Annotated in this window: 4 protein-coding genes and 1 pseudogene; 4 read left to right on the top strand and 1 reads right to left on the bottom strand. The window is 73.6% G+C overall.

Annotation, left to right across the window (positions count from 1 at the left end):
- The 4 genes and pseudogenes from ACFQ3T_RS34195 to ACFQ3T_RS34180 all read left to right on the top strand — a co-directional run.
- Positions 1-2,245: pseudogene (locus ACFQ3T_RS34195) on the top strand (hypothetical protein); the annotation flags it as partial.
- Entirely contained in the window at positions 2,217-2,675 is a 459-nt protein-coding gene (locus tag ACFQ3T_RS34190; protein ID WP_380729882.1) for a hypothetical protein, read from the top strand. The pseudogene ACFQ3T_RS34195 and the gene ACFQ3T_RS34190, both read left to right, overlap by 29 nt.
- Before the next feature lie 4 nt (positions 2,676-2,679).
- Positions 2,680-3,108, top strand: a complete 429-nt coding sequence (locus tag ACFQ3T_RS34185; RefSeq protein WP_380729880.1) for a hypothetical protein — start codon at positions 2,680-2,682, stop codon at positions 3,106-3,108.
- A gap of 114 nt (positions 3,109-3,222) precedes the next feature.
- The gene (locus ACFQ3T_RS34180; protein ID WP_380729878.1) at positions 3,223-4,728 is read left to right on the top strand and encodes a flavin-containing monooxygenase; all 1,506 of its coding nucleotides are present in this window, start codon (positions 3,223-3,225) and stop codon (positions 4,726-4,728) included.
- On the opposite strand, the gene ACFQ3T_RS34175 is transcribed toward ACFQ3T_RS34180, so the two are convergent.
- Positions 4,709-4,942: response regulator transcription factor (locus ACFQ3T_RS34175; RefSeq protein ID WP_380729875.1), on the bottom strand; the 234-nt coding region annotated here is incomplete at its 5' end. The genes ACFQ3T_RS34180 and ACFQ3T_RS34175 overlap by 20 nt on opposite strands.

Here is a 4,942-nt window from a genome sequence, read left to right as displayed (position 1 = left end):
CGCGCCGGAGCCGGCCCCGCGCCAGGACCCGGTCCCGCACCAGCGCTCCGACCAGGACCCCTGGTCGCCGCCGCCGCGCGACCCGGACGGCCCCGGCACGGCGGACCGGCCGGACATCGACGACGCCCACGCCCGGCACGGTGAGACGACGCCAGCCGGCATCTCGCACCACCGGGGCGACTCGGACATGGGCGACCTGCCGCAGCGCGTCCCGCACGACCCTCGATATTTCACCGCCGACGTCCACATCACCCCGGACGGCCGGGCGCGCATCGGCAACCACAGCTACAGCCCGGAGGAGTACGGCGACCTGTTGCGCCGCAACGGGTGGGACGGCAAGACGCCGATCCGCCTGATCGGTTGCGACGCGGGCTCGAACGACTTCGCCAACCGCCTCTCCCGGCACACCGGCGCGGACGTCCTCGCGCCGACCAAGCCGGCCTGGACCGACAGCAACGGCCGCGTCTACACCAGCGACGCCGAGGTCGACCCCGACGGCAACCGCCGCCCGCGCATCCCACCGAACGGCGAGTGGGAGACGCACCGCCCGGACGGCACCCGCGGCAAGGCGAGCGACGACGGCTTCGTGCCGGGCACGAACGACGCCGACAAGCACGACCTCGACCCGGACGACGCACGCGACCGCGCCGCGCGGGACAACACGGTCACCGACCCGCCGGAGGGCCGCGACCCGTCGCCGCAGCGGACCGTGCCGTGGGACCCGCCCCAGGACCTGCCGCGCGTGGACGTGGAGGTCGACCCGAACCAGCGCGTCCTCGACTTCAACGGCGGCCCGCCGCTGGAGCCGAACTCGCGCGTCGTCGTCCACAACCCGGACGGCTCGGTGCGCGGCACGTACTACACGGACGCGAACCGGAACGTCACGCACGTCGACACGAGCGTGCCGAACACCCGCAACAGTGCGGGCGTTCCGGTCAACCCGGACACCGCGCGGCCCGAGCCGGGTGTCGTGTACCAGGTGGACACCGGGATCAGCACGCACACGTTCCGCGGCCAGGATCTGCCCGACGCCGGGACGTCCCGCCCGGACACCAGCCCCGGCACGACGGACACCGGCCGGACCGACGGCACGGACAACACGAACGGCACGGACAACACCGGCACGTCGCCGGACACCACACCCGGCACGTCACCCGACACGACGCCCGACGGCACGCCTGACGCGTCGTCGCCGGACAACCGCCCCGCCGACCGCTTCGACGACTTCGACCAGACCCGCACGCCACCCGCCGTGGAGTGGAACCCGCCCGGCGGTCCCGACGGCACCTACCGGACGATGCCGCCGCACGAGAACTACAACCCGGCTCCCCCGCCGGACGGCGACGGCCCGTTCTCCTTGCGCGGCAACGACCCGGACAACCGGCTGGAGCCGCACGCCCGCTACGACGTCTACAACGACGACGGCGACTGGCACGGCACCTTCTACACCGACGCCGACGGCCGGGTCTCGCACGTCCACACCTGGTCGGGCAACAGCGAGCAGGGCTTCAACCCCGAGCTGGGCACCGCGGAGACGTGGGACGCGGGCCTGCCGGTCCCGGCGCCGAACACGACGTTCGCGGTCGGCCCGCGGTACGTGGACGGCATGGACCCGGCCGTGCCGCAGCAGATGTACCGGACCGACGTGCACGGCGACACGATCGCCGCGAGCGGTCGCCCGGTGTACCCGCCGAGCGGCACCAGGGCCGAGGACTTCTGGGGGCCGCGGCGCGGTGTCGAGCCGGGCTCGCCCGGCGAGGGCGTCCAGCCCGACACCGGCCGGATCGCGAGCGGCGGCCCGGAGGGCTACAAGAGCCCGACCGCGGGCGAGTACGCGCCGTTCAACTACTACGGGAACCGGCACGAGCTGTTCAAGTTCGACGGCGGCCACATCGTGGCGTTCGAGGGCGGCGGTCCCGGCGAGCGGATCAACCACATCCCACAGTGGGCCTACGAGAACCGCCCGATGAAGATCGACGGCGGGTCGACGGACGACACCTGGCGGCGGATGGAGGAGGACATCGCGCGGCGCGCGGCGGTCGACGGCACGACCGTGGACCGCGTGGACTTCTTCGCCGAGCGCACCACGCCGGACATCCACACGCCGGACAAGCTGCACGTGCGCTACCACTTCACGGTGTCCGAGCCGCCGCCGCCCAGGACCGTGCAGGAGATCAGGAGCTTCCACAATGTCCCCGAGCCCGCCAGGAACAACCGTGTCGTCCTCCCACCGCCAACCCCGTGAGCGGCAGCAGGAGCTGCTGCAGGAGATCGGCCGCGACTTGGTCGAGGCGTGCCCAGAGGGCTGGTTCCGGATCGACCTGCGCGCGTCGGTGGCCGTGACGTCGGACTGGATGGCCCTCACCGTGCTGATGCCGGACCACTCCAGCCCGCCCGCGGACCCGCCGCTGTCGGTCGGCCGGGCGCTGCGGGAGCTGCGCGAGCTGATGTACGTGGAGGGGCGCGGCACGTGGTTCTCGCTGCGGTACACGATGGACCCGCCGGCCGCGTTCCACGTGGTCTACAACGACGAGTTCGACCCGAAGTGGTCCCCGGACCTGAGCCCGCGCGAGTGGGCGCTCGACCTGGAGCACTTCCCGCGCGCGCCGGAGCACGTCCCCGGCTGGCTGCGCGCCAAGCTGCCCGACGACGACCAGCCGACTGCGGGATACTGAGGCCATGACGGAACCACTCAACCCGGTCCAGCAGGACGAGCTGCTCCAACGGATCACCGGGCGACTGGTGCTGGACCTGCCGGCGGGGTGGAGCCACCTCCAGGTCGACTACAAGGCCCTCGGCGACCACGTCGAGGCGGGTGGCCTGCTGCGCATGGCGAACGGCGGCATGTTCGGCTGGGACCTGCCCGACGAGGCGCGCGACCTGTTCGCCCGGCTGCGCGCCGGCATGGCCCGCCCGGAGCGCGGCACGTGGCTGCACGCCACCTACTGGCTCGACTACCCGGACAACTACGCGATCGAGTACAACCGCCAGGACGAGCCGCGTTTCCGCACCCCGCCGCCCCCGCGGGCGCACGCGCGGGAGCTGGAGGTCTTCCCGCGCGCCGACGAGCACGTCCCGGACTGGCTGCGCGCCGCCGTCACGCCCTGATCCGGCATCCGGGTGGCGTTCCCGGCGCTCGCTGATCAGGCGGTGTGCCGGGGTGTCCCCGACCGGGATGATGGGCGTGCCGGACGCGCCGATCACCGCGGGGAGTGACAGGCCATGAGAGCGTGTGTCGTCGGAGCGGGCCCCGCCGGGATCGTCGCCGCGAAGGTGCTGCTGGAGAACGGCTTCGACGTCACGGTGTTCGACAAGTACGAACGCGTCGGCGGGATCTGGTCGCCGGGCGGCTGCTACGACGGGCTGGCCAACCAGTCGTCCCGCCGGCTGTTCGAGTTCGCGGACCTGCCGAACCGCATGCACTACGCGAGCGCGGTGGAGAGTCAGCGCTACCTGGAGGACTACGCCAGGGCGTTCGGCGTGCTGGACCGGGTCCGACCGGAGACGGAAGTGGTGTCCGTGCGGCCGGTCGACGGTCCGGGACGGCCGGGCGCCTCCGGCTGGTCGGTCGACTCGCGGCCGGCCGGCGACGAGGCCGCGCCCGTCCACCGGGAGGTGTTCGACCACGTGGTCGTCGCCAGCGGGGCCCACCACCACGCCCGGGTGCCCGACCTGCCGGGGCGCGAGTCGTTCCGCGGGACGGTGGTGCACTCGAACGACGTGCGGGCCGGGACGTTCGCCGGACGGCGGGTGGTCGTCGTCGGCGGCGGCAAGTCCGCGCTGGACCTGGTCGTCCGCGCCGCACGCGAGGCGTCGTCCGCCACGCTGGTGCAGCGCAAGGTGAACTGGATGGTCCCCGAACGGCTGCTGCTCGGCCTGGTCGGCTACCGGTGGATCCTGATGACGCGGCTCGGCGAGTCGCTCCTCCCCCGCTACCACGACCCGGCGTGCGTCCGCCCGGTCGACCGCCTCGACGCGCGGGTCAAGCGGGTCCTGTGGCGGCTGGTCACCCGCGACATGCTGTTCTCGTCGGGCCTGGGCCGGTTGCCGGAGCACCTGCGCCCCGCCGGCGCGCTGCCGTTCCACCTCGCGCACGCCGGGGTGATGCCGCGCGGCTACGTCCGGGCCGTCCGCCGGGGCCTGGTCGCCGCCAAGGTGAGCGCGGTCGAGGCGTACACCGACCAGGGGTTGCGGCTGGCGACCGGTGAGGACGTGGCGGCGGACGTCGTCGTCTTCGCGACCGGCCACCACAAGGTCTTCCCGTTCCTCGACCCGGCGGTGCGGGTGCACGACGACGCCGGGCGGTTGCGGCTCTACCGGGACATCGTGCCGCCCGGCGTGGACCGGCTGGGGTTCGTCGGGTTCCGGCAGGTCTTCAACAACATCATGGGCGTGGAGCTGACCGCGCACTGGCTGGCCCGCCACTTCCGGGCGGCCCTGCGCGCCCGCCCGGACGAGCGGGAGATGGAGGAGGCCGTCGACGCCCGCCTGGCGTGGCAGGAGCGGGCGCTGCCCGGCTCCGGCGGCTACGACTTCGGTCCCTACGACATCCACTGCGCGGACGAGCTGATGCACGACATGGGCCTGCCGTCCCGCCGCACCCGCAACGTGCTCGCCGAGTACCTGCTGCCCGGCGCGGTCGCCCACCGCTACCGCGGGCTGGCGAAGTCGCCCCAGGCAGGGTCCGGGGTCGAGGCGCCTGGTTCGGCTAGGCGAGGCCGGCCGTGACCAGGCCCGTCTCGTAGGCGATGACGACGAGCTGGGCGCGGTCGCGGGCGTCCAGCTTGGCCAGCAGGCGGCCGACGTGGGTGCGGGCGGTGGCGGCGCTGATGACCAGCCGGTCGGCGATCTCGGCGTTGGAGCGGCCCGTGCCGACCTCGGCCAGCACCTCGCGCTCGCGCGGCGTCAGGGCGGCGAGCCGGTCGCCCGACCTCGGCGCCGG

This window comes from Saccharothrix hoggarensis, from assembly GCF_042678885.1.
Taxonomy (GTDB): Bacteria; Actinomycetota; Actinomycetes; order Mycobacteriales; family Pseudonocardiaceae; genus Actinosynnema; species Actinosynnema hoggarensis.
The sequence above is the reverse complement of the archived record's forward strand: the minus strand, read 5'-3'. Positions and strand labels throughout refer to the sequence as shown.

Coding starts and splice junctions, on each gene's coding strand:
- ACFQ3T_RS34185 (WP_380729880.1), top strand. CDS start 2,680: ATGACGGAACCACTCAACCCGGTCCAGCAGGACGAGCTGCTCCAACGG.
- ACFQ3T_RS34180 (WP_380729878.1), top strand. CDS start 3,223: ATGAGAGCGTGTGTCGTCGGAGCGGGCCCCGCCGGGATCGTCGCCGCG.